This window comes from Mycolicibacterium celeriflavum, from assembly GCF_010731795.1.
In the GTDB taxonomy this organism is placed as follows: Bacteria; Actinomycetota; Actinomycetes; order Mycobacteriales; family Mycobacteriaceae; genus Mycobacterium; species Mycobacterium celeriflavum.
Map to the genome: position 1 here is coordinate 1,035,481 of NZ_AP022591.1, position 24,710 is coordinate 1,060,190.

Genomic DNA, 24,710 nt, shown 5'->3' on the forward strand with positions numbered 1-24,710 from the left:
TCGGCAATTGCTCGCTAGGCAGTTCGAGCCCTACGGGCCCTCGTACTGGGGCGCGTTGGCGGTCTTCGTCATCGGCGCCGTCCTGCTGGTGTGGGCGGGCCGCAGCCAGAGCGACCGGCACGCTGAAGTTCTGAGCCGCAGCCTCGGTGCGGTGACCGCGGTGATCTATGCCGCGATCCTGGTCTACAACCTGGTCCCGCCGACCCTTGCGGGTTCGGTGCCACTGCAACTCACCGACCTGGCAACCGTGGTCGCAGCGTATGCGCTGTGGACACAACGACATTGGGCGTACGCCCTGACCTACTACTGGGGTCTGGTGCTGAGCGTGCAGGCGCTGATATCCCCGGTCCTGCGTGGGCCCGACTTCCCGCACTACCGGTTCCTCGCCTTCTACGCGATACATCTGTTGGTGGTGTGGGCGGCCATCTACCTCACCTGGGGCCGTGGCCTGCGACCCGATTGGCGTAGCCTGCGATTCGCGATTTTCGTCACGCTCATCTGGGCGGCGGCCACGATGGTCTTCAACGCAGTCGCCGGCACCAATTACGGCTTCCTGAACGCCAAACCGTCCACCGCGTCGCTGTTGGATGTGTTGGGTCCGTGGCCGGTGTACGTACTCGTCGGGGCAACTCTGGTCGCCGCTGTTTGGGCGTTGATGACGTGGCCGTGGGCAGCCCGTCGGTCAAGGAACTGAGTCAGGCCACGCCGAGGTAGGCAGCGCGAATGCTGTCATCGGCCAACAAGTCTCGGGCATTACCTTCGCGGGTGACCTCACCGGTCTCCAGAATGTAGGCGCGGTCCGAACGGCTCAGCGCCTGTTGTGCGTTCTGTTCGACCAGCAGCACGGTGGTGCCCTGGGCGTTGATCTCGCCGATGATCCGGAAGATCTGGGAGATCACCATCGGCGCCAGTCCCATGGACGGCTCGTCGAGCAGCAGCACCCGCGGTCGGGCCATCAGCGCCCGTCCGATGGCCAGCATCTGCTGCTCGCCACCCGAGAGCGTGCCACCCACCTGGCTGCGGCGTTCGGCGAGCCGGGGAAACGTCTCCAGAACCCAGTCCAGGTGCTGCCGGTGTTCGGACCGCGAGGCGAATTTGCGCCCGTAACAGCCCATCTCGAGGTTCTCCACGACCGACATCCCGGGGAAGACACCGCGCCCCTCGGGGGCCTGCACCAGCCCCTGGATCACCCGCTGGTGGGCTTTGACCTTGCTGATGTCGGCGCCCTCGAACCAGATCGAACCCGACGTCAGCGGCAGCAGCCCCGAGATGGCCCGCATGGTGGTCGTCTTGCCGGCTCCGTTGGAACCGAGCAGCGTCACCAGTTCACCTTCGCGAACGGTCAACGAGATCCCGTGCAGCGCACGGATCCTCCCGTACTGCACCACGATGTCACGCAACTCGAGGATGACGGGCCGCTCGGTTGCCGGCGAATCATTCGGCTGTGTCATCGGGCACCCCCAAATACGCTGCGATCACCTTCGGATCCTCGCGGATCTCCGCGGGCAGGCCGTCGGCGATCTTGCGGCCGAACTCCAGCACCACGATCCGATCGGTCACCCCCATCACCAGCCTCATATCGTGTTCGATCAGCAGCACGGTGTAGCCGTCGTCGCGGATCTTCTGGATCAACTCGATGAGCGCGGCCTTCTCCCGCGGGTTGAATCCGGCCGCCGGTTCATCCAGGCACAGCAGTTTCGGTTCGGTGGCCAGCGCGCGGGCGATCTCCAGCCGTCGTTGATCTCCGTAGGAGAGGTTCTTCGCCTTCTCCTCGCCGCGGTGTGCGATGCCGACAAAATGAAGTAGTGCAGCCGATCTCTCGATCGCCGAGTGCTCCTCGCGTCTGTGGCGCGGGGTTCGGACCAGTGCACCGGGCACCGATGTGAAGTGTCTCGCGTCGGTGCCCACCATGACGTTCTCCAGGGCGGTCATCTCGCCCCACAACCGGATGTTCTGGAAGGTGCGCGCTATTCCGCGGCGGGTGATCTGGTGCCGTTTGACCCGGCCCAGTGGCGCGCCGTCGAACGTGACCGTTCCCGACGTCGGGCGGTACACCCCGGTGATCGCGTTGAAGCAGGTGGTCTTACCGGCGCCGTTCGGGCCGATCATGCCGAGGATCTCGCCGCGACGGATGTCGAACGACACCGAGTCCAGCGCTGTCAACCCGCCGAACTTCATTGTGAGATCCGTTGTCCTCAAAAGTATCTCGCCCTCGGCGGTATGGATTTCGCGGTGGACGCCCGCCAATTCCTCGATCGTCATCGCGCCGATTCCTTCTCCGGTGAGCGCAGCAGGTCGCGTGCCGCCCTGCCGTAGGCGAGCAGTTGTTGGCGGGCCGGGAACAGGCCTTGCGGTCGGAAGATCATCAGCACCACCAGCGCCAGCCCGAAGAACAGGTACTTCAGGTCGCCGAGGTTGATACCGAGGAACTCCACCCCGAGCAGTCGGTTCGGCAGGTAGACGATGATGAACGCACCCACCACCACGCCGAGCTTGTTTCCCTGCCCGCCGAGCACCACGGCACACAGGAACAGCATCGAGTTGATGATGTTGAACGTCGGCGGCGCTACGAACTGCACCTGGCCCGCGTACAGCGCGCCGGACAGTCCGCCGATCGCCGCGCCGATCACGAACGCCCACAACTTGAACCGGAAGGTGTTGACGCCCATGACTTCCGCGGCGTCCTCGTCTTCCCGGATCGCGATCCAGGCGCGTCCGACGCGGCTGCGTTCGAGGTTGCCGACCAACAGCAGGATTCCGACCATCATCACGATGCCCAGCCAGAACCACCACGTGCCGTAATTGGCGTCGCCCGCGGAGTTTCCGCTGGAGAACACGCCTTCGGGGACGCGTTCGCTCTCCCCGAACCGCGGATAGGCGACCTCGTTGAGGCCGCGCGGGCCGTTGGTCACCTCCGAGAGGTTGTCAGCCAACAGTCGGATGATCTCGCCGAAACCCAGCGTGACGATCGCGAGGTAGTCGCCGCGGAGCCGCAGCGTCGGCGTTCCGAGGATGAGGCCGGTCAGCGCGGTGATGGCCATCGCCAGCGGCACGCAGGCCAGCCACGCCCAGTCCTCGTTGAACCATCCCGTCGCACCCATCTTGTTCCACGGACTATTGGGACTGGTCAGCAGCGCGACGGTGTACGCACCCACGGCGTAGAAGCCGACGTAGCCGAGGTCGAGCAGACCGGCCTGGCCCACCACGACGTTGAGCCCGATCGCGATGATGGCGACCATGGCGAATTGCGCCATGGTCCCGCCGAAGCTGATGTTCGGCGTGTTCAGGAAGGGCGGCGGGAAGAGCGGCAACAAGGCGAGCAGACCGAAGGCGAGCACGCCGAAGCCCCACTTCTGCACACGCGAAAGGCCGTCCCACCAACGCCGCAACGCATCGCCTGGCGCCAAGGCCTTGTCAGAGAGACTCATGCCCGTGCCTTCCCGAGGCTCTCGCCGAGTATTCCGGTCGGCCGGAAGAACAGGACCAGAACCAGCAACACGAAGGCCACGACGTCACGCCACTGCGTCCCGAACACCGCCTGCCCGTAGTTCTCCATGATGCCCAGCAACAGCCCGCCCAGCAGCGCGCCGCGCAGGTTGCCGATGCCGCCGAGCACCGCGGCCGAGAACGCCTTGATGCCGAGCAGGAAGCCGCCGGAGTAGATGATGCCCTGCGGCACCTTCAGCGTGTACAGCAGCGCCGCCGCCCCGGCCAGTAGCCCGCCGATCAGAAACGTCATCATGATGATGCGTTCCCGGGAGACGCCCATCAGCGTCGCGGTATCGGGATCCTGGGCCACCGCCCGGATTCCGCGTCCGAACTTCGTTCGGTTGATGGTGATGTCCGTCATCAGGGCGAGTACCAGCGCCCCGCCCACGATGATGAGCGTGATGTTGGAGACCGCGGCGCCGAACACCGTGAACTGGGTTTCGGGCGAGACGAGTCTGATCGGTTGCTGCGCATTGGAACCGCCGTACCCGTCGAGGATCTTCGGCAGGATGAAGTGCACGAACTCCTGCAACACGAACGACATGCCGATCGCGGTGATCAGAAACGACAGTCGTTCGGCCTTGCGTCTGCGCAACGGTCGGTATGCGACCGCCTCCAGGCCGACCGCGGTGGCGCCGGACACCATCATCGCGAACAGCATCGCGATACCCAGATACAGCACCGTCAGCGCGATGCCCTTGTCGTAGGTGTTACCGCTCGGGGTGAACCCGAGGATCATGTCGAGGCAGAAATACGCGCCGAACATGCCGAACATGAAGACTTCCGAGTGGGCGAAGTTGATCAACTTCAGTACGCCGTAGACCAACGTGTACCCGACCGCCACCAGGGCGTAGATGGCGCCCCACGACAGACCGTCGATCGTCAACTGCCAGAAGCCGTCTCGCAACCCGTCCAGGTTGAAGCTGATGTTGGCGGCCAGACAGGTGTACTGGTCGACGCACTCGGGGGGCATCCCGGTCTCTCGATCGGTCTCCTACTGAACCTTGAAGATCCAGATGAGGGTGGAGGTCAGTTCGCCGTTGGGATCCCACTGGTACTTACGTCCGATCCCCTGACCGTTGTAGGTGCGGACGAACTCGAGGAGGTCGGCCCGGGTGGTTTTCCCGGAGTCGATGCCCTTCAGCATGACGGTGCCGAGGTCATAGCCCTCGACGCTGTATGTACCCGGATCGGCGTTGAACGCCTTCTTGTACTCCTCGGCGAACTCCGCGGGCGCAGGCGTGCACGGGCACGACAGGATCGCGCCCTCTGCCGCGTCGCCGGCCTGCTTGACGAACTCCGGGTCCTTGGTGCCGTCGGCACTGACGAAGGTCCCGGTGTAGCCGCCGTCTTTGAGCTGCTGGGCAAACGGCGCGGCCTCGGCGTAGTAGCCGCTGAAGAACACCGAGTCGGGGCTGGCGCCCTTGATCTGCGTCACCGCAGCCGAGAAGTCCTTGTCGCCCTTCTTCACCGAGATGTTGCACGCCGGGTCGGCGACCGGTCCGAGCGTGTTTCGAACCACGGTCGCCAGGCCCAGGCCGTAGTCGGTGCTGTCGTCGACAACGCAGACCTTCTTCTGGCCCAGCGTGTTCTTCAGGTAGTTTCCGACCGCTTGGCCCTGCTGTCCGTCATTCCCGAGGCCCCGGAAGAACGTCCTCCACCCCTTCTGCGACAGCGTGACGTTGGTGGCCGACGCGGTGGCGGCAACCAGACCCGCCTGGTTGTAGACGTCTCCGGTGGCCATGGTTTCACCCGAGAATGCCGGACCGATCAGGCCGATGATCGACGCGTCGTTGATGATCTGCGGTGCGGTCTGGCTGGCCTTCTGCGGATCACCCTCGGTGTCGAAGGTCTTCAACTGCACCTTGCAGCCCGGATTTGCGGCGTTGTGCTGGTCGACCGCCAACTGGATGCCGTTCTTGATGTTGATGCCCAGTGCGGCGTCAGGGCCGTTGAGCGCGCCCGCCATCGCGATCGACACGGGTGGGCACTGCGCCTTGCCGTCGCCGGCCGGGTCGGCCGCCGCAGCAGCGTCCGGCGGTGTGATCTCCGCGCCCTTCTCGTCGATCGGAACCTGCTCGACGATTTTCAGGTCGGTCCGCGCCGTACCGCCCTCGTTCGGCTCGGATTGTTGGCAGGCTGCCAAAGTCATTGCGCTGCCGAGCACGACCAAACCAGCGCTGCTGATAGCAATTGCTTTCCGTGCTCCGCGACCGCGCACACTTCACCTCCGGGTCAAAGTTCTAGTCGACGTTCTAGTCGGCTCCGCGCCTCAACCTGGCTGGGCAGGGGCGGCAACGTTCCGGGAAGACCATAGCCAACGCTCGACGCCGGTGCTTGGTCTGCGCCGTCGGAAACGCAGTTTTTACGCGCCGCGACGCCGGCCCTTAGCCTGACTCCGGTGCATCGCCGGGCGTGTCGAGGGTTTCGAGCACCACCTCGGCGACTCGTTTCATCGTGGTGCGGCGGTCCATCGCGGCCCGCTGAATCCACTTGAACGCCTCGGGCTCGGTCATGCCCTGCTTGGCCTGCAGCAAACCCTTGGCGCGCTCGACCAGCTTGCGGGTCTCCAACCGGTCGGAGAGGCTCGCCACTTCTTGTTCGAGGGCGGCGATCTCACCGAACCGGCTCACCGCCACCTCGATGGCCGGGATGAGATCGGTGATGGTGAACGGTTTGACGAGGTAGGCCATCGCGCCTGCATCCCTGGCTCGCTCCACCAGCTCGCGTTGGCTGAAAGCGGTCAGGATGACGATCGGCGCGATGCGCTTGCCGGCGATCTCCGATGCCGCGTCGATGCCGTCGCGACGCGGCATCTTGACGTCCATGATCACGAGGTCGGGTTTCAGGCTCTCGGCGAGATCGACCGCCTCCTGCCCGTCGCCGGCCTCACCGACGATCTCGTAGCCCTCCTCGCGGAGCATCTCGGCCAGGTCCATCCGGATGAGCGCTTCGTCTTCGGCGACGACAACGCGGCGTGCTTTCACGGCGTCGGTCGCTGACCCAGAAGGGGATGCCATGGAAGACATTGTGGCGGTAGCAGGCACGTCCAGCGACTGCGGGGCATCCTCTATGGTGGTAAGCCGCACCGCGACATGACACAGACCGACGTCTGGCCCTCGTAGCCCAATTGGCAGAGGCACACGACTCAAAATCGTGACAGTGTGAGTTCGAGTCTCACCGAGGGCACCACCGCCGTCGTCCGTTCCCCGATAAACCGCAGGTCGCCGGGACTTCCAGCGCTACGCTCTAAGCGTGGAGATGAGACTGCGGCCGGTCTGTGTGCCGGAAGTCGCGCTGGAGAGCCGAATGCCGGCCCGCGTCCGCCACCACGCCGAGAGCGCCACACGTCACCGCCGCGTGCTCGACGTGACCGCGATGATCAGCGCGGCGATCAGCGCGTTCTTCGGGCTGCAGGGGCTGCTCGTCGGCCTCGAGGTGTGGTGGATCCCGGTGATCAACCTCGTCAGCGCAGCAGCCTTCGCGTTGATCCCGCTGATGTGCCGGTTCGGGGAACTTGTTGCGCCGCTGGTGTTCTTCGCGGTCGCCTACACGACGATCACCGTCCAGTGCATTCAGCTGGGCACCGGCTCGGGGCTGCAGTTCTATTTCGTCGTCGCGGCCGCGATCATGGTGCTGGTACTGGGTATCGACCACATCCTGCTGGCGTCGACGCTGTCGGCGGTGGGCGCGGTGACGGTGATCCTGCTGGAGTTCCTCGTCCCCGATGACACCGGGATCCAACCGCCGTGGGCGTTCACGACCTCGTTCATCCTCACCGTGGTCACTGCGTGGATCCTCGTCATCGCCACGCTGTGGTACGCCCTTCGTGAGATACGCCGGGCCCGGCTGGCGATGGAGGCCGAGTACGAACGCTCCGAGCGGCTGCTGGCCAATATCCTGCCCGCCCCGATAGCCCAGCGGCTGAAGGATCCGACCCGCGCCGTGATCGCCGACAAGTACGACGACGCGTCGATCCTGTTCGCCGACATCGCCGGCTACACCAAGCGGGCCAGCGACACCACGCCCAGCGATCTGGTGCGCTTCCTGGACCGGCTCTACACCGACCTCGACGCGCTGGTCGACCGGCACGGTCTGGAGAAGGTCAAGACCAGCGGCGACTCCTACATGGTGGTCAGCGGCGTGCCGCAACCGCGACCGGATCACCTCGAGGCGCTGGCCTGTCTTGCGCTGGACATGGCTGACGCGGTCGCCGACCTGCGCGACCCGCACGGCCGCGAGGTGCCGTTGCGGATCGGGCTGGCCGCGGGGCCGGTGGTCGCCGGTGTCGTCGGCGCGCGCAAGTTCTTCTACGACGTGTGGGGCGACGCTGTCAACGTCGCATCGCGAATGGAGACCACCGACGTCGAAGGCCGCATCCAGGTGCCCCACGACGTCTACGAACGGCTGAGAAGCACGTTCGTCCTCGAACCGCGCGGCGAGGTCGACGTCAAGGGCAAGGGCGTCATGAGGACCTGGTACCTCGTCGGGCGGCGCGACGATTCAGCGGTGCGCGAAGCGGTGGAACTGGAACCGCTCAGTCGTCAGAGAGCTCAGTCGGCTTGAGCCGCTCGGCCAGCGCGCCGAGCCGCCACAAGGTTTCCCGGTTCCGGGGATAGACGGCGATGTCGGACAACCGGTTGGGCATCAGCGCGGCGGGTCCGCTGACGGGGAACTCCTGCATCTCGACCCGGCAACCGTCGGCAATATCGCTCAGCCGCAACACTATTCGGGCTCCGCCGAACGGGCGGCCCTTCGCGTGCAGCACCAGCTCCTCCAGTGGCACGCTCTTCTCGACCACGGTCACATCGTCGAGCAGCAGCGGCCACACGCCGATCGAGTGGCGTATCTGCGAGCCGGGCGCCGGCCAGTTCGCGTCGACAGCGCGCATCCGGCTGTTGCCGACGACCCATTGCGAGTAAGTCCATCCGTCGGCCATCACGTCCCACACCTGCTGCCGGGAGGCGTGGATGTCTCTAGTCACGGTCACGCCGGTGATATACCCCCATCGCCGGAAACGACGCACGGCCGGGCCAGCAGCTCCAAGATCGCCGCCGTCACCTCGGCAGGCCGCTCCTCCATGACGTAGTGGTCGGCGCCGGTCAACTGGGTCAGGGTGGCACCGGGAATGCGGTCCGCGAGCTGGCGGGTGGTGGTGAACGGAATGTAGCGGTCGCGGTCGCCCCAGATCACCGCGGTGGGGCAGGTGATCCGTTCGAGGCCCGCCGCGAGTTCGGCGATCGGCGGCACGTGGTAGTTGCGGAAGAACTCGATGAATGTCCGGCGGCCGACCGCGGTGTCCATCCAGTCCAGATACTCGGCCTCCAGCGGGTCGTCGAAGCAGCCCAGCGCGCGATACGGCCGCAACGCCGCGTGGTGCAGTCGGCCCAGCGGCAGCCGGCGGACCAGCCCGGGGACGTGGGCGGCCGCCCACCCTTGACTGCGCGAGTAGCGGTAGAACCACGGCCGGAAGGTCTTGTGCGCCCTGGTGTTGAGCAACGCCAACCGCAGGACGCGCTCGGGGTGGCGCAACGTGTAGCCCAGCCCAAGGAACCCGCCGTAGTCGTGCGCGACGAGGTTGAACCGGTCGAGACCGACCGTGTCGGCGATCGCGTCGATGCGGTCGACCTCGTTGTCGTAGGTCGGTGGCGTGTCCGGCGGGCCGGAACGGCCGAATCCCGGCCAGTCGGGCGCGACCACGCGGTACTGCTGCGCGAGTGCGGGGATCTGATGCCGCCAACACGAGGCGCTCTGCGGATAGCCGTGCAGCAGTAGCACCGGTTCGCCGGAACCCTCGTCGACGTGCCAGAAGTTCATTTTGTTCAAAGTAGTATAAAATTTGCGGTGTGACCAGAGCAACGGCCCGTCGCCGCGGCCGGCCCCGCGCCTACGATCCCGAGGTCGCATTGCGCCGGGCGCGCGAGACGTTCTGGCGCGCCGGATATGCGGGCACGTCGCTGGACGATCTGGCGGCGGCCATGGGCATGAACCGGCCGAGCATCTACGCCGCGTTCGGTGACAAGCGGGCGCTATACCGGCGCGCTGCCGCCGATTACGCCGAGACCAGCCGGGCCTGGCTGTCAGCGGCCCTGGCCCGGCCGCTGCCGTTGCGCGAGGCGCTCGGGGCGGTCTATCGCTACGCCCGAGATTTCTACCTGTCCGGAGACGCCGGGCCGCGCGGCTGCTTTCTGATCGGTACGGCGCTCACCGAAGCGACGGGCGACGCACACGCGCGCACGACCGTCGAGGAGACGATGGCGGCGTTCACCGACACGTTCGCCGAACGGTTCGAACGCGCCGGCCGCGACGGCGAGCTTTCGCCGCACGCGCCCGACGCGCTCGCACAGATCGCGACGGCGACGCTCAACGCGCTGTCGGTCCGGGCCAGGTCTGGCGCCGGCAGGCCCGAGTTGGACGCGCTGATCGATGCAGCAATCGCGGTGATCTGCGGGCCGGCTGACCAGCCCGACTAGACCTTGCGGTTCTCCGACTTGATCAGCCAGGCCAGCTTCTCCAGGCCGTCGATCAGCTGATGCAGGATGTCAGCGGTACTGGGGTCCTCGGCGTCGACCGAGTCGTGCACCGCTCGTATGGTCGCGACCGTGGCGTAGATCCGGCCCGTGATCAGGTCGACCGCCTCCTGCGTACTCACTTCGTACGCCGGGAACTGCGGCAGCGTGGTGCCGGCGGTGACGGCGTCCGACCGACCGTCGGGTACGGCGTCGAGTGCGCGCATCCGTTCGGCGACCGTGTCGCTGGCCTCCCGGGCGAACTCGACGAGTTCGTCGAGCTGTAGATGCAGGTCGCGGAAGTTGGTGCCGACGACGTTCCAGTGCGCCTGCTTGCCCTGCAGGTGCAGCTCGATCAGGTCGACCAGGACCCGCTGCAGGTTGGCGCTGAGTTCGGGCGACGCGTGGAAGCCCTGGACTTCTGTTTCTAGACGACGTGTGGTGTTCATGGCTCTTACAACGCCTCCTAATCTGGATTGAGTCCAGTTTAACATGTGTCGGCCGTCACGGGTGTGTTCTGCTGCTGGTCCTGCCTCTCCAGCAGCCGCGCGTAGCCGGCGCCCATGCCCAGCAGCACTAGGCCGACCACGATGAACACCACTACCCGGAAGATGCCGTCCAAGGTGCCGAGATCGAAGAGGAACAGCTTGGCCATCGCGGCGGCGACCAGCGCGAGCCCCCCGCCGATCGGCAGGGACCGATCGGTGCGCGGCAGCCGGGCGGCGTAGCCGAACAACGCAGCGGCGAGCCCGATCCAGCAGATCGTCGCGGCCATGTGGCCCGCGAAGAACCCTCCGTCGGTGCCGCCGACCAACACGCCGGCGGTCACCGCGAACGTCGTGACCGCGTATCCCGCCACGGCTGCGGCGACCGCCCACGCCGCGGAATTCCGGCGCGGGAACGACCACACGATCACGGCCGCGCACGCGGCCAGCAGAACGCTGGCGACCAACGTCGAAATGCCCGCCGCGGCGGCGGTTGCGGTGGCCCGCATCAGCGCGGACGGCGGGGCGTAGCTCAGATAGAACCCGGTTCCGATCAGCGCGAAGCCCACGGCGATCGCCCTGGCCGTTGCATCGGGGCGACCTGCCGCCGCCACCACGAGCGCCGTTGCCAGCAGCACGGGGCCCGCGATCCGGCCGTCGAACGCCACCAGTACGCAGATCAGCGCGGACACCGCCGACAGCACCGCCCAGATCCGGCGCACGCTGCGGTCCACTCCGGGCAGCTGCTCACCGACGAGCACGATCGCCAGCAGCGCCGCGGCCAGTGCGGCCGCCATCAGTGCCGCGACGACACGGTCGACGGCCAGCGAGACCGACAGCACGGGCAGTACACCCGCCCCTGTGAGCACGGCCATCACCGGCTTGTTCGCGGTGCGGGGCAGCAGGATGAGCGCGCCGGCGATGGCTAGCAGTGCTGCGATGCCGCACGCACCGGCCAGCCACCGATCGCGCCCGTCGTCGAAATAGACACCCACCAGCGCGGTCAGCAACGGCAGTGTGGCCGCCGCGATGCGGGCGGCATGCAGCCAGAGCCAGTCCCTGCCGAGTTGTACGGGCAGCGACGCCGCCGACAGCGCGAGCATGAACGCGACGAGCAGCAGCGTGATGCCGCCGACCACCACCGGCGCCAGCACCAGCAGCGGTACCAGCACGAGAAGCCCCAGGTGCTCGGAGTTCCAGCGTCGCGCCAACGTGAGGCCGCCTCCCCCGATCACCGCGGCGATGACCAGCGCGGCGGGTGCGGACACCCACTCATAGATCGTCGTCACCGCGATGACGTCCATGTAGGCGGCGGCGGTGCCGGTCGCGGCCAACGCGATTGCGCCGACGCGACCGCCGGGTCGGGCGTACAGCCACCGCGCGACGACCACCAGTCCAGCGGCCAGCATCGCTCCGGCCGCGACCCGGATCTCCGGCCTCAGCACGCCCGCCTGCGCGGCCAGCACCAGCAGGAACACCACTCCGATCAGCGTCACGGCGACACCGGCGACGGCCAGCAGCTTGCCGATCCATCGTTCGTCCCGCGGCGTTCTGGCGGCCGGAGGAGGCGGCGGAGGCGGGGGCGGCGCGGGTCGAGGCGGCGGGGCGGGTGCCACGTATGGAGGTGAATAGTGAACGGGCGCAACGTATTGGGGAACCTGCGGAGGTGGCGGCCACGACGGTGCCAGCAGCCGGTCGAGTTCGGCCAGATCGGTCGAAGCGCGCGCCAACTGCGCTGAGATGGCGGCGAAATCAGCGGACAGCCGCGCTATGACGGCGCGATGCGGTTCGGTCATGGCGTCATCGTCACAGCCGCGACGGCGTCGCGGATGAGTAGGACTACTCGTCTAGCCCGTGTTCTATCGCGTAGCGGGCCAATTCGACGCGGTTGGCGACCTGCAGCTTGCGGAATGTGGCCTGCACATGGTTCTCGACGGTGCGGTGACTGAGCGACAGCCGGGCCGCGATCTGCTTGGCGGTCAAGCCTTTGGCCACGTAGCGCAGTATCTCGGTCTCGCGCTCGGTCAGGCTCGGGGTCTCCGGGCCCGGCGTCTGCGCGATGCGCCGGTACTCCCCCAGCACCAGCCCTGCGAGGCCCGGGGTGAAGACGGCCCGGCCTTCGGCAGTGGCCCGTACCGCCGCGCCGAGTTCCTGCTTGGAGGCGCTCTTCACCAGATAGCCGGTGGCACCGGCCTTCACGGCTTCGAGCACGTCGTCTCGCTCGTCGGACGCCGACAGCACCAGAATCTTCGACGACGGCGAAACGGCGAGTACCTCGGCGGTCGCCTGCGCGCCGTCGCCGTCGGCGAGCCGCATGTCCATCACCACGACGTCGGGCTGGACCGCGAGGGCGCGACGGCGTGCGGCGCCGACGCCGTCGGCGGTGGCGACCACGGTGAAGCCGTCCTCGTCGAGGTCGCGGGCCACCGCGTCGCGCCAGATGGGATGGTCGTCGACGACCATCACCGTCGGGGTACCGTCAGTTCCCATTCCGTCCCGCTTTCCGGCCCGGTGCTCAGCTTGGCGCTGCCACCGAGCCAGTTCATCCTTCCCACAATCGATTTCGCTACCCCTATCCGTCCCTCGCGCACCGCCTCGTCGAGCCGGCCGTCGGCGATTCCGGTGCCGTCGTCACGGATGCTCACGGTGACCGTATCGCCGAGGTCCTCGAGCAGCACGTAGGCGTGGGCATCGGGCCCGGCGTGGGCCGCCACGTTGTCGAGCGCGTTGGCGGCCGCCGCGTACAACTCGGTGGCGACGCCGGCTTCGAGCAGCACCGGGTCGGCGGGCAGGCTCACCGAGACACGGTCCGACGCGCGTTGGCGCAGTAGCGCACCGACGTCGGTCGTCGCACCGAGGCGTGGTTCGCCCTCCCCGGAGCTGATCAGCCTGCGCAGCGCGCGCTCCTGCTCTCCCGCTAGCTCTGCGAGTTCAGCTGTCGCACCGCCAATTTCGCGGCCGCGACGGGACACCAGTGCGAGCACCTGGATCGCGCCGTCGTGCACCTCGCGCGACAACCGCTCCCGCTCCTGATGCGCCGCCGCCAGCCGCGCCGCCTGCTCCAGTTCGGCGTGTGCCCGGCGCGCGGTCTGCGCGGCCATGCCGACCGCGAGGCCGACGGCGAGCTCGATGACGATCGTCGCGTTGCGGCCGAGGTCGTAGTTGATGAAGCCCTTGACCACCGTGCTGGCGATCATCACCACCACCCCGGTCAGCATCCCGGCGATGGGGCCGGCGACGATCGCCGCCGAGATGGTGGCATTGGTCGCCCACAGCGTTGTCGGCCAGGACTGGTTGTCCAAAGCCCACTGCGGCGACGCGACCACCTCGGTCGACAGGATCAACCCGACCACGACGGCGATTTCGGCCAGCACCCACGCCGGACGTCGTCCGAACCCCTGCAGATAGGCCACCGCGCACGCGGCGCTCCAGGCGAGTAACGAGGCGAACAGAAACCACGCCACGCCCGGCCGATCCAGATCGCCGTTGACCGACACTTGAAACCCGAGCGCATACACGCAACTCAACAGCCGGAAAACCTGCGCCGCACGCCACAGCGGCGCAGCCGGGTCCGGGCCGCTTTTCACCACGACACCGCCTCCGCATCGCTGCGTTCGATTGGCCGTTTCACTTACGACCGGACTGCCGGATATCTACGATACGTCTTCTGGTAATGCTCAAGAGGATTGATTATGGATGCGCCAACTCGTAGTGCCACGAAATTGCTTCTCGCCGCCTGCGCGGCGGCGGCCTCATGGTTTTGCTTTTCTGCCGTTCCTGCTGGCGCCGAGCCCACCGACTTTGCGACCCCCGGCCCGACCACCGAGGAGTCCAACGTCCTCCCCGTGGCGGATGTGCTCGAAGGAATGTGGAGTGAGTACGTGCCTCCTGATGCAGTGTCGCCGGGCCCGATAGGGTCGGCTGATCGATTCATTGAGCAATTCGTGCCCACCACCACGCAGATTCGCGACTTCTTTGTGTTCCTCGATCAATTCCGGCCACTGGCGACTGGACGCTGACGCAGCCATCTGATCCACCCCGAATCGATACCGAAACGCGACGGCGATTCCATTCCGCTGTGCCAAACTGCGCCAATGGAAAACACCGCACCGCCCAGCTTGCTGCGGCATCTCTGGAAGACCACCCTGCTCTCCGGCATTCTCGCCGTCGCTCTCGGCGTGCTCGTCTGGCTGTGGCCGGGTAAGACCATCGTCATTGCAGCGATCTTCTTCGGGGCATACCTGCTGATCGCCGGCATCGCTCAGGTGATTTTCGCGTTCAGCCTGCATGTCTCGGCGGGCGGCCGGGTGCTGCTGTTCATCTCCGGCGCCGCGGCCCTGATCCTTGCCGTGCTGTGCTTCCGCAGTTTGCAGGAATCGATTCTGCTGTTGGCGATCTGGATCGGCGTCGGGTTCATCTTCCGTGGTGTGGCGACGGCGGTATCGGCGATCAGCGACCCGACTCTGCCGGGGCGGGTGTGGGAGATCATCGTCGGCGTGATCAGCCTCATCGCGGGCGTCGTGATGCTGGCGGCGCCGTTCGAGTCGCTTGCGATCCTCACCGTGGTGGCCGGCATCTCGCTGATCGTCATCGGCGTCTTCGAGATCGTCTCCGCATTCGGAATCCGCAAGGCCTCGAAGAACCTCGACGCCCCGGGTGGTTCTGCGGCCTCACCTGCGGCGGAAGCACCGGTGAGCTAACCCACACTGACGTCTACTACACCCTGTCGTAGGCTGTACTGACAGCCACGAAAGAGGGTGAGATGGACGCGCTCGATGTGTCGCGGTGGCAGTTCGGCATCACCACCGTCTACCACTTCATCTTCGTGCCGCTGACCATCGGACTGGCGCCGCTGATCGCGGGCATGCAGACGGCGTGGCTGATCACCGGAGACACCGCCTGGTACCGCCTGACCCGCTTCTTCGGCAAGCTTTTCCTGATCAACTTCGCCCTCGGCGTAGCCACCGGCATCGTTCAGGAATTCCAGTTCGGCATGAACTGGAGCGAGTACTCGCGGTTCGTCGGCGACGTTTTCGGCGCGCCGTTGGCGATGGAAGGGTTGGCCGCTTTCTTCTTCGAGTCGACGTTCCTCGGGTTGTGGATCTTCGGGTGGACCCGACTCCCTCGACTCGTCCATCTCGCCTGCATCTGGGTGGTCGCGATCGCAGTCAACCTGTCGGCCTTCTTCATCATCGCCGCGAACTCGTGGATGCAGCATCCCGTCGGCGCCCGCTTCAACCCGGAATCCGGTCGCGCGGAACTGACCAGCATCGTCGCGCTGTTCACCAACAACACGGCGATCGCCGCGTTCGCGCACGCGGTGTTCGGGGCGTTCCTGACCGCAGGCACGTTCGTCGCCGGCGTGTGTGTTTGGTGGATGCTGCGCGCACGACGGGAGAGCCAGCCCGAGGCGCACACGATGTTCCGGCCCGCGGCGATCATGGGCTGCCTGATCGTGCTGGCGTCGACGGTCGGCCTCGTTCTCACCGGCGATGTTCAAGGCAAGTTGATGTTCGAACAGCAGCCGATGAAGATGGCCTCCGCGGAATCGTTGTGCCACAGCGCAACCGATCCCGACTTTTCCGTGCTCACCGTCGGCACCCACAACAACTGCGACAGCGTCGTTCATCTCATCGAGGTGCCTTACGTGTTGCCGTTCCTGGCGCAAGGTGAGTTCGACGGCGTCCACCTCGAGGGCGTCAAGGACCTTCAAGAGCAGTACGTGGAGAAGTTCGGCCCCGGCGACTACCGGCCCAACCTGTTCGTGACGTACTGGTCGTTCCGCGCGATGATCGGCTTGCTCGCCGTCCCGGTGCTGTTCGCGCTGACGGTGCTCTGGCTGACGCGCGGCGGCCGAATCCCACAGGCGCGCTGGATTTCCCGATTCGCGTTGCTGACGCTGCCCGCTCCCTTCTTGGCCAACAGCGCCGGTTGGGTCTTCACCGAGATAGGCCGTCAACCCTGGGTGGTGGTACCCAATCCGACCGGGGACCCGATGATCCGGCTCACCGTCGCCGACGGGGTGTCCGGGCATCCGGTCGGCCTGGTCGTGTTGTCGTTGGCGGCCTTCACCCTGGTGTACGCGGTTCTGGCCGTCATCTGGTTCTGGCTGATCCGCCGCTACACCGTCGAAGGACCGCAGGAGCACGACACCGAACCCGCTGCGCCGCTGCCCCCCGGTGACGACGAGGTGGCGCCGCTGTCGTTTGCGTATTGAGAGGATGTGATCGGCAATGGCGCTGCAGGACTGGTGGTTCGTCGTGATGGCGGGCCTGTTCCTCGGCTTCTTCGTTCTCGAGGGGTTCGACTTCGGCGTCGGCATGCTGATGGGACTGTTCGGCCGCGCGGCCTCCGATGATCCCGAGCGGCACCGCAGGGCCGCGCTGAACACCATCGGCCCGGTCTGGGACGGCAACGAGGTCTGGCTGATCACCGCCGGCGGCGCGATGTTCGCCGCGTTCCCCGACTGGTACGCGACGATGTTCTCGGGGCTCTACCTGCCGCTGCTCGCGATCCTGGTCTCGATGATTCTGCGGGTGGTGGCCATCGAATGGCGCGGCAAGATCGACGACGCGGACTGGCGCAGGTGGGCCGACGTCGGGATCGCGGTCGGGTCGTGGGTGCCCGCCGTACTGTGGGGCGTCGCGTTCGCGGCACTTGTGCGCGGGCTTCCGGTGGACGCCGACAAGCGGATGCACGCCGGGATCCTCGATCTGCTCAACGGCTATACCCTGCTCGGCGGACTTGCCACGGCCGGTCTGTTCCTGTGGCACGGCGCCGTGTTCGTGGCGCTGAAAACCGATGGTGCGGTGAAGGATGACGCGCTGCGGTTCGCGCACCGGCTGGCGCTGCCCGTGACCGCGGTGCTGGCGGCGTTCGGGTTGTGGACTCAACTGGCGCACGGAAAGAGCTGGACCTGGATCGTGTTGCTGGTCGCCGGATCCGCCCAACTGGTCGCGGTCGACCGGGTGTGGCGCCGCAGTGGAGAAGGGTGGGCCTTCGCGTGCACGACGGTCGTCGTCGCGGCGCTGGTGGTGTTGTTCTTCGGCACGATGTACCCGAACCTGGTGCCGTCGACGATCGATCCCGCCTTCAGCCTGACAGTCGACAACGCGTCCTCGAGCCCGTACACGTTGACGATCATGAGTTGGGCGGCACTGGTGTTCGCGCCGCTGGTGCTGCTGTATCAGGGGTGGACGTATTGGGTGTTCCGGCAGCGCATCTCCGCCGAGGAGATTCCGGCTTCCGCGGGATTGACCCGACGGCTGCCGTGAACCTGTGGCGGGCCTCCGAGGCGATGCGGCGCTACCTCGTCGCCTCGGTGATGTGCGGCACGACCATCACAGCCGCGACGATCGGCGCGGCGGTGGTGCTGGCCGACATCGTGGCCGGCGTGATCACCGAACCCGCGACTCGCGACGTCCGGCACTGGGTCGCCCTGCTCGCAGTTCTGCTCGGGCTGTGGGGAATCCGCACCTTCGCGCACTGGCTTCAGGGCAGGCTGGCCTCGACGGGGGCGACGCGTGTCATCGCCGATCTGGCGGGTCAGGTGTTGCGCGCGGTAACCGCGCTGCCGCCGCGGCGACTCGCCGTCGAACGCGACACCGCCGCCGCACTGGTCACCCGGGGCCTGGACGGTCTGCGGCCGTTCCTCACCGCATATCTGCCCGCGGTGTTCCTGGCGGGGATCCTCACCCCCGCAGCGGTGCTGGTGATCGCGGCCGTCGACTGGCGCTCTGCGCTCATCGTGCTGGTCGCGCTGCCGCTCGTCCCGGTGTTCATGGTGCTGATCGGGTTGCTGACCAAGGACCGCTCCGAGGCGGCGCTCGCAGCGATGACCACATTGCAATCACGGTTGCTCGACCTGGTGGCCGGCATGCCCACGCTACGGGCGTTGGGACGCCTCGACGGTTCGGTCGCTCGCATCACCGAACTCGCTGCGGCACATCGTCGTTCGACGATGTCCACGCTGCGGATCGCGTTCCTGTCCGCGCTGGTCCTCGAACTTCTGGCCACGTTGGGCGTCGCACTGGTCGCCGTCGGTATCGGACTGCGACTGGTATTCGGCGAGATGACACTGACCGCCGGGCTCACCGCGCTGCTGCTCGCGCCGGAAGTGTTCTGGCCGCTGCGCCGGGTGGGGGTCGAGTTCCATGCCGCTCAGGACGGTAAAACGGCCGCCGACGCCGCATTTCGACTCCTCGATGCACTGCCGCAGCGGTCGGCGGGAACCAAGACCGTCCGGGCGGCCGGTGCCACCATCCACCTCGAGGCGCTCGACGCGGATGTGGAACCGGGGCGGGTGACGGTGCTGACGGGCCCCAACGGCGCCGGTAAGTCGACACTGCTGCACACGATCCTCGGGCTGCATCCGGGACAGGTTTCGGTCGGCGGGATCGATGTCGGCGACCTCGACCAGCGGGCGTGGTGGGACCAGATCGCCTGGCTGCCACATCGTCCGGTGCTGGTGCCTGGCAGTGTACGCGCCAACCTCGAGATCTTCGGCCCGCTGCCGGACCTTGAAGGCACCTGTCGCGCAGCTGGTTTCGACGAGGTGCTTGCCACGCTTCCCGAGGGGCTGGACACTGTGCTCGGTCGCGACGGCTCGGGGCTGTCACTCGGCCAACGCCAACGGTTGGGGCTGGCCCGGGCACTTGGCTCGACCGCGCCGGTACTGCTGCTCGACGAACCGACCTCACACCTCGATGCGGCGATGGAGGCGCGGGTGCTCGAAGCGATCGTCGCGCGGGCGCGGGCCGGCGCCACCGTGCTGGTCGTCGGCCACCGAGATCCAGTGCGCGCGATCGGCGATCAGGTGCTGACGCTGGGAGAGCTGGTCGATGCGTGAGCTGCTGCGGCCCCGGTTGGGGCGACTGGTGCTCGCCGTGCTGCTCGGTGTGCTGTCGTTGGGCAGTGCGCTGGCGCTGGCCGCGATTTCGGCGTGGCTGATCACGAGGGCGTGGCAGATGCCACCGGTTCTGGACCTCACCGTCGCGGTGGTGGCCGTCCGCGCGCTCGGCATTTCCCGCGGGGTGCTGGGGTACTGCCAGCGGCTGGCGGCCCACGACACCGCGCTGCGCTCGGCGGCGGATACGCGCGAAACACTGTACCGGCGGCTGGCCGACGCACCCGCGGACACGGTGGCACGGATGCCGAGCGGCGAGCTGGTCGCCCGGATCGGCGCTTCGGTCGACGACCTCGCCGACGTGGTGGTCCGTGCGGTGCTCCCGATCGCCGTGGCAGCGGTGCTCGGGCTGGCGGCCGTCGTGGGCATCGGCCTCGTCTCGACCGCCGCGGCGGCCGTCCTGGCGTTCTGCCTGGTGGTCGCGGGTGTCGTCGCACCGTCGTTGGCAGCCCGGGCCGCCGCGGACACCGAAGCGGTCGCCGCCCACCATCATTCGGGTCGTGATGTGGCGGTGATGCTCGCGCTCGAGTATGCGCCGGAGCTTCGCGTCAGCGGCCGCCTCGACGCTGTCCTCGCCGATTCCGATCGCCGACAACGCGACTGGGGCCGGGCCACGGATGGCGCGGCCGCGCCCGCCGCAGTGGCCGCCGCGGCGTCGACGGCGGCGATCGGCGTCAGCGTGCTCGGCGCCGTGATCGCAGCGATCGCGATCGCCGACTCCGTTGCACCGACGACTCTGGCGATCCTGATGCTGTTGCCGCTGTCGGCGTTCGAGGCGACCACCGCTCTGCCCGCGGCTGCCGTGCAGCTCACCAGGTCGCGCATCGCGGCTCGCCGCCTCGCCGAACTGACAGCGACGAGCGATTCGGCGCGGGTTAGGCCGCCGGCTCCACATGTCACGTTGGCAGCCGGTGAACGACTCGCGGTCATCGGGCCCAGCGGGTCGGGCAAGACGACGCTGCTGCTGTCGATGGCCGAAAATGACTCAACCGCAGTCTTCTTCGCCGAGGACGCGCACCTGTTCGCCACCACCGTGCGCGACAACATGTTGGTGGCGCGGGGCGACGCGACCGACGACGAGATCCGAATTGTGCTGCGGCGCGTCGGACTTGGCGAGTGGCTCGACGCGTTGCCGGACGGGTTGGCCACAGTCCTCGTCGGCGGGGCGGCCGCCGTGTCCGCGGGACAGCGCAGACGACTACTGCTGGCGCGTGCCCTTCTCACCACGGCCGCCACGGTGTTGCTCGACGAACCGACCGAACACCTCGACGCCACCGACGCCGACCAGATTCTGACCGAACTGTTCACGCCCGGCGCCCTTTTCCCTGCCGACCGTACGGTGGTCGTCGCCACCCACCATCTGCCCGACCACCTTGACTGTCCTACCCTCATTCTCGCTGACCGCGGAGTAACCTCATCGGCATGAGCGAACCGGACAAGCCCGAGACGCCACCACACAACCCTGAGCAGACGCCTCAACAGAATTCTCCGCAGGCGCCTCCTCCGAATTCCCCGCAGGCGCCCCCTCCGCCGCAGCAGTACGGGGCATATCCCGGCAGTTATCCCCCGCCGCCGCAGGGCTATCCCGGTTATCCGCCTCCGCCGACCGCGCCGAAGAACGGCCTCGGCATCGCGTCGTTGGTGATCGCGATCGTCGCGCTGGTCTCCGTCTTCGGTGGCATCGTGCTCGGCGTCGTCGCGGTGATTCTGGGTTTCCTCGGCTGGGGCAGGGCCAAGCGCGGCGAAGCCACCAACGGTGGCGTCGCGGTGGCCGGCATCGTCCTCGGCTTCTTGAGCATCATCGAAGCCATCGTGGTGATCTGGTTGGCCGTCTGGGGATTCAACCAGGTGGGCGGAACCGATTACATCGACTGCGTTTCGCGCGCCGGCAATGATCAGGAAGCCATACAGCAGTGCTCCGAGGAGTTCCAGCAACGTGTCGAGGACGAATTCTCGATGACGTTGACGCCGACGCCCTAGCGCCCCGGGAAGTACTTGACGATGCCCTCCTGCACCACGGTGGCGATCGGCTGGCCGGCGCGGTCGAAGTAGTGGCCGGTGCCCAGCCCACGGGAGTCGGCGGCCACCGGTGAAGATGTCGAGTACAGCACCCACTCGTCGAAGCGCACCGGCCGGTGAAACCACACCGAGTGATTGGTGGTGACCGCGAAGATCCGGTCGAAACCCCACGACAGGCCGTGCGTGGTGATGATCGAGTCGAGCACCGTGGTGTCCGACGAGTAGATCAGCGCGGCGGCGTGCAACACCGGGTCGTCCGGCATCTGCCCGAGCGCCTTCATCCATACGCGGTTGTGCGGCAACTTCTGGCCTTTGCGACGCATCACCCAACTCGGATCGTTGGTATAGCGCCAGTCGATCGGCCGCAACGCGTTGACGAAATGTGGGACGACGTCTTCGTATCCGATCAGCAGATCGTCCACCGGCGGAACCGATTGCGGGTCAGGCAGGTCTGGCGGTGCGATGCCGTGCTCCAGGCTGCGGCCGCCGGACAGGAACGACACCATGGCGGTGGTCAGCAGCTGACCGTCCTGCATCACATCGACCCGACGGTTGGCGAACCGACGCTCGTCACGGAGCCGCACGACGCGGAACTCTAGATCCTTCTCCGGGTCGCCACCGGCGATGAAGTGAGCCGACAGTGCGCTCGGCGGCGTCGAGTGGTTCAGGCTGCGGCTGGCCGCCACGAACGCCTGGGCAATCATCTGACCGCCGAAGGTGCGCACCGGGTTCTTGCTGGGATGCGAGCCGATGTAGATGTCGTCGTCGGATTGGCGGAGGTGAAGTATCGCGAGCAGCTCGTCGAAATCCGCGGAGCCTGACAAGCACTTCCTCCTCAACGTCTAGACGTCATCCTCCCCGATCCGGTGCACGTGGATCAGATTCGTGGAGCCTACTGTGCCGGGTGGGATGCCCGCGATGACGACCACCAGGTCGCCACGCTTGTAACGGCCGAGCTCCAGCAGCGACTTGTCGACCTGCCGGATCATTCCATCGGTGGTCTGGATGTGCGGGACGATGAAAGTCTCGGTGCCCCAACTCAGTGCCAGCTGACTGCGGACCTCCGGCAACGATGTGAACGCCAGCAGCGGCAGCGGCGTGTGCAGCCGTGCCAGCCTGCGCACTGTGTCACCCGACTGGGTGTAGGCGACCAGCGCCTTGGCGTCGAGGCGCTCGCCGATATCGCGGGCGGCATAGGAGATGACGCCGCGCTTCGTCCGGGGTACGTGAGTCAGCGGCGGTGCGGCCACCGAGTTCTCCTCGACGGCGTGGATGATGCGCGCCATGGTTCTGACGGTTTCGAGTGGATACTTGCCGACGGATGTCTCACCGGAGAGCATCACAGCGTCGGCGCCGTCGAGAACCGCGTTGGCGACGTCGGACGCCTCGGCGCGGGTGGGACGCGAGTTCTCGATCATCGATTCCAGCATCTGCGTCGCGACGATGACGGGTTTCGCGTTCTCCCTTGCCATTTGGATCGCGCGCTTCTGTACGAGCGGGACCTCTTCGAGCGGCAGCTCGACGCCGAGGTCACCGCGGGCGACCATGATGGCGTCGAACGCCAGCACGACAGCCTCCAGGTTGTCGATGGCTTCGGGCTTTTCGAGCTTGGCGATGACGGGCACTCGCCGACCGACGCGGTCCATCACCTCGTGCACGAGTTCGATGTCGGCCGGTGAGCGGACGAATGACAGCGCTACGAAGTCCACGCCGAGGCGTAGAGCGAATTCGAGATCGTCGACGTCCTTTTCCGAAAGCGCTGGCGCAGACACGTTCATGCCTGGCAGCGACATGCCCTTGTTGTTGCTGACCGGACCGCCCTCGGTGACCGTGCAGATGACGTCGTTGCCGTCGATGTTCTCGACGACCAGGCCGACGTTGCCGTCGTCGACGAGAACCCGGTCGCCGGCCGTGGCGTCTTCCACCAGGCGCTTGTAGGTGGTCGACACGCGGTCGGGGGTGCCCTCGATGTCGTCGACGGTGATGCGCACCGTCTCCCCGGTGGCCCAGAACGTCGGTCCGTCCTTGAACCGGCCCAGCCGGATCTTGGGACCCTGCAGATCGGCGAGGATTCCGACGGCGCGCCCGGTGGCGTCGGATGCCGCCCGGACCCGCTTGTAGTTGGCTTCGTGATCGGAGTAGTCGCCGTGGCTGAAGTTGAGGCGGGCGACGTCCATTCCGGCCTCGACGAGCGCGCGAACAGCATCCTCGTTCGCTGTGGCCGGACCGAGGGTGCAGACGATCTTCCCGCGTCTATTCACGACTCCCGAGCATAGTCTTTGATCGATTCAGTCGAGGACCACCGGAAACGCGTTCGGAGTCACTGGCGCGGCTTGTTGGTCACCCGTCGAGAACGGTCGGAACCAGCGGGAATCCAGGCACGTTACGAACCACTGTCCAGGTCACGACCGAGACGATGATCACGACGATGGCCGGCGTGTTCATCAACGGTTTGTCTTGGCGCCACCGGACCAGAAGCCAGCCCAGCAACAACGGAAGACCCACGAGCAGGAAGATGTTGTCGACGGCCGCGGCGGCGAGGTCGCCGTGCAACAGGTCGTGCGTCATCCGCAAGCCACCGCAGCCCGGGCAGTAGAGCCCGGTTAGCGCGTTGAAGGGACATGACGGGTAGCCGAAGCTCGGGCGGTGCGGATCGGCGATGCCGATGTAAGCCAGCGCGCCAGTCAGCAGGGCGCCCGTTCCGAGCGCACCGTATAGCCGTTTGCGGCTCGTATCGGCGCTAGGTGCCATCGCGCAGAGGGCGCCCCTGAGGATCGCGGACCCGATCGGTGAGCATCAGGATGGCGTCGATGATGCCCCAAATGACGGCACCGATGCCGCAGGTGAGCAGGCCGACGACCAACTGTGCGATGCCGAGTCCGGTGTAGCCGAGGTAGATCCGGCCGATGCCGACCACTCCGAAAAGGCCAATCAACTGCAGCAGGCCCGCGACGGTTTTGGACTTGTCGGAGTACGGCTCGCCCGTCAGCGGATGGCGGCCGTACGGGGCCATCGGATCGCCATAGGCGGGCGCATAGCCCCCTGGCGGCGGACCGTACTGGCCGGGTGGAGGCGGATATTGCTGCGGGAAGTCGGGCTGCTGTGGGGGCGGTGGGGGCGTGCTGCCGTGCTCACTGCCACCGAACTGCGGCTCAGTCATGGCCCCAGCATGCCAGACGGACCAGCGCCCGGTCAGTAGGGAGAACTCGCCAATCTCAGGAGGAAGTGCCTTTGACAGCGAAGTGACCACCAAGGCGGCCGTAGACGTCGCGTGATGAATGGGCGCGCAACCCTGAACGTACT

The 24,710-nt window shown here is 66.8% G+C and carries 26 protein-coding genes and 1 tRNA gene; 11 read left to right on the forward strand and 16 right to left on the reverse strand.

Features of this window, described 5'->3' with window-relative positions; translation table 11 throughout:
• Positions 1-7: 7 nt before the first annotated feature.
• Positions 8-694 (forward strand): YwaF family protein, encoded by a 687-nt coding sequence (locus G6N18_RS04910; protein WP_083005091.1) that lies wholly within the window; start codon positions 8-10, stop codon positions 692-694.
• Position 695: 1 nt separating this feature from the next.
• Here the strand turns inward: G6N18_RS04910 and G6N18_RS04915 are convergent, their stop codons facing one another.
• The 6 genes from G6N18_RS04915 to G6N18_RS04940 form a co-directional block, all read right to left on the reverse strand.
• Positions 696-1,451: an ABC transporter ATP-binding protein gene (locus tag G6N18_RS04915; protein ID WP_083005094.1), complete on the reverse strand. Its 756-nt coding sequence runs from the start codon at positions 1,449-1,451 to the stop codon at positions 696-698.
• Positions 1,435-2,262 (reverse strand): ABC transporter ATP-binding protein, encoded by an 828-nt coding sequence (locus G6N18_RS04920; protein ID WP_083005098.1) that lies wholly within the window; start codon positions 2,260-2,262, stop codon positions 1,435-1,437. Before G6N18_RS04920 ends, G6N18_RS04915 begins: the two co-directional genes overlap by 17 nt.
• Positions 2,259-3,428, reverse strand: coding sequence for a branched-chain amino acid ABC transporter permease (locus tag G6N18_RS04925; protein ID WP_083005101.1), 1,170 nt, complete (start codon positions 3,426-3,428; stop codon positions 2,259-2,261). The genes G6N18_RS04920 and G6N18_RS04925 overlap by 4 nt, the downstream gene beginning before the upstream one ends.
• Complete coding sequence (locus G6N18_RS04930) at positions 3,425-4,462, reverse strand: branched-chain amino acid ABC transporter permease (protein WP_067217075.1); 1,038 nt, start codon at positions 4,460-4,462, stop codon at positions 3,425-3,427. The genes G6N18_RS04925 and G6N18_RS04930 overlap by 4 nt, the downstream gene beginning before the upstream one ends.
• Before the next feature lie 21 nt (positions 4,463-4,483).
• Positions 4,484-5,710 (reverse strand): branched-chain amino acid ABC transporter substrate-binding protein, encoded by a 1,227-nt coding sequence (locus G6N18_RS04935; protein ID WP_083005105.1) that lies wholly within the window; start codon positions 5,708-5,710, stop codon positions 4,484-4,486.
• A 166-nt stretch (positions 5,711-5,876) separates the two neighbouring features.
• Positions 5,877-6,509 carry a two-component system response regulator PdtaR gene (locus G6N18_RS04940; RefSeq protein ID WP_083005108.1) on the reverse strand — a complete coding sequence of 211 codons (633 nt, stop codon included), beginning with the start codon at positions 6,507-6,509 and terminating at the stop codon, positions 5,877-5,879.
• 95 nt (positions 6,510-6,604) lie between these two features.
• On the opposite strand from G6N18_RS04940, the gene G6N18_RS04945 reads away from it, so the two are divergent.
• Together G6N18_RS04945 and G6N18_RS04950 are read left to right on the forward strand one after the other, a co-directional pair.
• A tRNA-Leu gene (locus G6N18_RS04945) sits at positions 6,605-6,681 on the forward strand.
• A gap of 69 nt (positions 6,682-6,750) precedes the next feature.
• Positions 6,751-8,055, forward strand: a complete 1,305-nt coding sequence (locus G6N18_RS04950) for an adenylate/guanylate cyclase domain-containing protein (protein ID WP_082949209.1) — start codon at positions 6,751-6,753, stop codon at positions 8,053-8,055.
• On the opposite strand, the gene G6N18_RS04955 is transcribed toward G6N18_RS04950, so the two are convergent.
• Positions 8,027-8,479 carry an SRPBCC family protein gene (locus G6N18_RS04955; protein WP_083005112.1) on the reverse strand — a complete coding sequence of 151 codons (453 nt, stop codon included), beginning with the start codon at positions 8,477-8,479 and terminating at the stop codon, positions 8,027-8,029. The two genes, G6N18_RS04950 and G6N18_RS04955, sit on opposite strands and share 29 nt — an antisense overlap.
• The gene (locus tag G6N18_RS04960; RefSeq protein ID WP_083005116.1) at positions 8,476-9,306 is read right to left on the reverse strand and encodes an alpha/beta fold hydrolase; all 831 of its coding nucleotides are present in this window, start codon (positions 9,304-9,306) and stop codon (positions 8,476-8,478) included. Before G6N18_RS04960 ends, G6N18_RS04955 begins: the two co-directional genes overlap by 4 nt.
• 29 nt (positions 9,307-9,335) lie before the next feature.
• On the opposite strand from G6N18_RS04960, the gene G6N18_RS04965 reads away from it, so the two are divergent.
• On the forward strand, positions 9,336-9,962 hold the full coding sequence (locus G6N18_RS04965) for a TetR/AcrR family transcriptional regulator (protein WP_067217094.1): 627 nt from the start codon (positions 9,336-9,338) through the stop codon (positions 9,960-9,962).
• On the opposite strand, the gene G6N18_RS04970 is transcribed toward G6N18_RS04965, so the two are convergent.
• Genes G6N18_RS04970 through macS form a run of 4 tightly spaced genes read right to left on the reverse strand, consistent with a single transcriptional unit; the run spans position 9,959 to position 14,070 of the window.
• Complete coding sequence (locus G6N18_RS04970; RefSeq protein ID WP_067217097.1) at positions 9,959-10,447, reverse strand: Dps family protein; 489 nt, start codon at positions 10,445-10,447, stop codon at positions 9,959-9,961. The genes G6N18_RS04965 and G6N18_RS04970 overlap by 4 nt on opposite strands.
• Before the next feature lie 38 nt (positions 10,448-10,485).
• A complete protein-coding gene (locus G6N18_RS04975; RefSeq protein ID WP_067217102.1) occupies positions 10,486-12,279 on the reverse strand; it encodes a DUF2339 domain-containing protein in 1,794 nt (597 codons plus the stop codon).
• Between the two features lie 43 nt (positions 12,280-12,322).
• Positions 12,323-12,973, reverse strand: a complete 651-nt coding sequence (locus G6N18_RS04980; protein WP_067217105.1) for a response regulator — start codon at positions 12,971-12,973, stop codon at positions 12,323-12,325.
• Complete coding sequence (gene macS, locus G6N18_RS04985) at positions 12,946-14,070, reverse strand: MacS family sensor histidine kinase (protein WP_179962364.1); 1,125 nt, start codon at positions 14,068-14,070, stop codon at positions 12,946-12,948. Before macS ends, G6N18_RS04980 begins: the two co-directional genes overlap by 28 nt.
• 105 nt (positions 14,071-14,175) lie before the next feature.
• Between macS and G6N18_RS04990 the strand changes: the two genes are divergently transcribed.
• The 7 genes from G6N18_RS04990 to G6N18_RS05020 all read left to right on the forward strand — a co-directional run bounded on the left by G6N18_RS04990 (position 14,176) and on the right by G6N18_RS05020 (position 21,368).
• Complete coding sequence (locus G6N18_RS04990; RefSeq protein ID WP_133052471.1) at positions 14,176-14,502, forward strand: hypothetical protein; 327 nt, start codon at positions 14,176-14,178, stop codon at positions 14,500-14,502.
• 75 nt (positions 14,503-14,577) lie between these two features.
• Positions 14,578-15,183: an HdeD family acid-resistance protein gene (locus G6N18_RS04995; protein WP_067217114.1), complete on the forward strand. Its 606-nt coding sequence runs from the start codon at positions 14,578-14,580 to the stop codon at positions 15,181-15,183.
• A gap of 62 nt (positions 15,184-15,245) precedes the next feature.
• Positions 15,246-16,700 (forward strand): cytochrome ubiquinol oxidase subunit I, encoded by a 1,455-nt coding sequence (locus G6N18_RS05000; protein ID WP_083005123.1) that lies wholly within the window; start codon positions 15,246-15,248, stop codon positions 16,698-16,700.
• A 16-nt stretch (positions 16,701-16,716) separates the two neighbouring features.
• Positions 16,717-17,757, forward strand: a complete 1,041-nt coding sequence (gene cydB, locus G6N18_RS05005; protein WP_067217123.1) for a cytochrome d ubiquinol oxidase subunit II — start codon at positions 16,717-16,719, stop codon at positions 17,755-17,757.
• Between the two features lie 23 nt (positions 17,758-17,780).
• Positions 17,781-19,331 (forward strand): thiol reductant ABC exporter subunit CydD, encoded by a 1,551-nt coding sequence (cydD, locus tag G6N18_RS05010; RefSeq protein ID WP_083005164.1) that lies wholly within the window; start codon positions 17,781-17,783, stop codon positions 19,329-19,331.
• The gene (locus G6N18_RS05015; RefSeq protein WP_083005127.1) at positions 19,324-20,814 is read left to right on the forward strand and encodes an ATP-binding cassette domain-containing protein; all 1,491 of its coding nucleotides are present in this window, start codon (positions 19,324-19,326) and stop codon (positions 20,812-20,814) included. Before cydD ends, G6N18_RS05015 begins: the two co-directional genes overlap by 8 nt.
• Positions 20,811-21,368: a DUF4190 domain-containing protein gene (locus G6N18_RS05020; protein ID WP_083005131.1), complete on the forward strand. Its 558-nt coding sequence runs from the start codon at positions 20,811-20,813 to the stop codon at positions 21,366-21,368. The genes G6N18_RS05015 and G6N18_RS05020 overlap by 4 nt, the downstream gene beginning before the upstream one ends.
• Here G6N18_RS05020 and G6N18_RS05025 read toward each other — a convergent pair.
• From G6N18_RS05025 to G6N18_RS05040, 4 genes are all read right to left on the reverse strand, one after another.
• Positions 21,365-22,231 (reverse strand): acyl-CoA thioesterase II, encoded by an 867-nt coding sequence (locus G6N18_RS05025; RefSeq protein WP_067217135.1) that lies wholly within the window; start codon positions 22,229-22,231, stop codon positions 21,365-21,367. The genes G6N18_RS05020 and G6N18_RS05025 overlap by 4 nt on opposite strands.
• An 18-nt stretch (positions 22,232-22,249) precedes the next feature.
• Positions 22,250-23,668 (reverse strand): pyruvate kinase, encoded by a 1,419-nt coding sequence (pyk, locus tag G6N18_RS05030; RefSeq protein ID WP_067217140.1) that lies wholly within the window; start codon positions 23,666-23,668, stop codon positions 22,250-22,252.
• Positions 23,669-23,747: 79 nt separating this feature from the next.
• Positions 23,748-24,158, reverse strand: coding sequence for a DUF2752 domain-containing protein (locus tag G6N18_RS05035; RefSeq protein WP_067217144.1), 411 nt, complete (start codon positions 24,156-24,158; stop codon positions 23,748-23,750).
• Positions 24,148-24,567 (reverse strand): TM2 domain-containing protein, encoded by a 420-nt coding sequence (locus G6N18_RS05040; protein WP_083005134.1) that lies wholly within the window; start codon positions 24,565-24,567, stop codon positions 24,148-24,150. Before G6N18_RS05040 ends, G6N18_RS05035 begins: the two co-directional genes overlap by 11 nt.
• Between the last annotated feature and the right edge of the window lie 143 nt (positions 24,568-24,710).

Coding starts and splice junctions, on each gene's coding strand:
- G6N18_RS04915 (WP_083005094.1), bottom strand. CDS start 1,451: ATGACACAGCCGAATGATTCGCCGGCAACCGAGCGGCCCGTCATCCTC.
- G6N18_RS04920 (WP_083005098.1), bottom strand. CDS start 2,262: ATGACGATCGAGGAATTGGCGGGCGTCCACCGCGAAATCCATACCGCC.
- G6N18_RS04925 (WP_083005101.1), bottom strand. CDS start 3,428: ATGAGTCTCTCTGACAAGGCCTTGGCGCCAGGCGATGCGTTGCGGCGT.
- G6N18_RS04930 (WP_067217075.1), bottom strand. CDS start 4,462: ATGCCCCCCGAGTGCGTCGACCAGTACACCTGTCTGGCCGCCAACATC.
- G6N18_RS04940 (WP_083005108.1), bottom strand. CDS start 6,509: ATGGCATCCCCTTCTGGGTCAGCGACCGACGCCGTGAAAGCACGCCGC.
- G6N18_RS04950 (WP_082949209.1), top strand. CDS start 6,751: ATGAGACTGCGGCCGGTCTGTGTGCCGGAAGTCGCGCTGGAGAGCCGA.
- G6N18_RS04960 (WP_083005116.1), bottom strand. CDS start 9,306: ATGAACTTCTGGCACGTCGACGAGGGTTCCGGCGAACCGGTGCTACTG.
- G6N18_RS04970 (WP_067217097.1), bottom strand. CDS start 10,447: ATGAACACCACACGTCGTCTAGAAACAGAAGTCCAGGGCTTCCACGCG.
- G6N18_RS04975 (WP_067217102.1), bottom strand. CDS start 12,279: ATGACCGAACCGCATCGCGCCGTCATAGCGCGGCTGTCCGCTGATTTC.
- G6N18_RS04980 (WP_067217105.1), bottom strand. CDS start 12,973: ATGGGAACTGACGGTACCCCGACGGTGATGGTCGTCGACGACCATCCC.
- G6N18_RS04990 (WP_133052471.1), top strand. CDS start 14,176: ATGGATGCGCCAACTCGTAGTGCCACGAAATTGCTTCTCGCCGCCTGC.
- G6N18_RS04995 (WP_067217114.1), top strand. CDS start 14,578: ATGGAAAACACCGCACCGCCCAGCTTGCTGCGGCATCTCTGGAAGACC.
- G6N18_RS05000 (WP_083005123.1), top strand. CDS start 15,246: ATGGACGCGCTCGATGTGTCGCGGTGGCAGTTCGGCATCACCACCGTC.
- cydB (WP_067217123.1), top strand. CDS start 16,717: ATGGCGCTGCAGGACTGGTGGTTCGTCGTGATGGCGGGCCTGTTCCTC.
- cydD (WP_083005164.1), top strand. CDS start 17,781: ATGCGGCGCTACCTCGTCGCCTCGGTGATGTGCGGCACGACCATCACA.
- G6N18_RS05015 (WP_083005127.1), top strand. CDS start 19,324: ATGCGTGAGCTGCTGCGGCCCCGGTTGGGGCGACTGGTGCTCGCCGTG.
- G6N18_RS05020 (WP_083005131.1), top strand. CDS start 20,811: ATGAGCGAACCGGACAAGCCCGAGACGCCACCACACAACCCTGAGCAG.
- G6N18_RS05035 (WP_067217144.1), bottom strand. CDS start 24,158: ATGGCACCTAGCGCCGATACGAGCCGCAAACGGCTATACGGTGCGCTC.
- G6N18_RS05040 (WP_083005134.1), bottom strand. CDS start 24,567: ATGACTGAGCCGCAGTTCGGTGGCAGTGAGCACGGCAGCACGCCCCCA.